General features: G+C 54.7%; 1 protein-coding gene. It reads left to right on the top strand.

Annotation, left to right across the window (positions count from 1 at the left end):
* Positions 1–145 precede the first annotated feature (145 nt).
* Positions 146–283: an AMP-binding enzyme gene (locus QP934_RS11525; protein WP_419127593.1), complete on the top strand. Its 138-nt coding sequence runs from the start codon at positions 146–148 to the stop codon at positions 281–283.
* Positions 284–406: the final 123 nt, after the last annotated feature.

Raw genomic sequence — 406 nt, 5'->3', positions numbered from 1 at the left:
CACACGCCGACGGCACTCCTGGTGCAATCTTTCAGCTCCTGACGTCTTTGAAGCCGAGAATTCAGCTACACTGACCCAAGCAGCATAGCTAACCCCCGACGTGTCTACTTTCCGGGGGTCAGGCCCAACAGCAACCATCGAATCAATGCCCGAAGTCGCCGAAGCAGCATGCATCGGAGTCGAAGACAAAGACACCTTCCAAAGAATCGCCGCCTACGTCGTCGCACACAAACCCCACACGCTCACCCCAAAACAAATCCAACAACACGTCGCGCAAAACTGAGGTTACCCTCGAGTAGTGGACACCCTATTTGTGCGGATCTTGTGTCCGTAGGAGAGGATGTTCATTGTGAGTCAACAGCGCAAGAAATACACGCCGGAGTACCGGCGTGAAGCCGCAAACCTG

Origin of the sequence: Corynebacterium sp. MSK122 (assembly GCF_030229435.2) — a bacterium.
Classification (GTDB): domain Bacteria; phylum Actinomycetota; class Actinomycetes; order Mycobacteriales; family Mycobacteriaceae; genus Corynebacterium; species Corynebacterium marquesiae.
The sequence above is the reverse complement of the archived record's forward strand: the minus strand, read 5'-3'. Positions and strand labels throughout refer to the sequence as shown.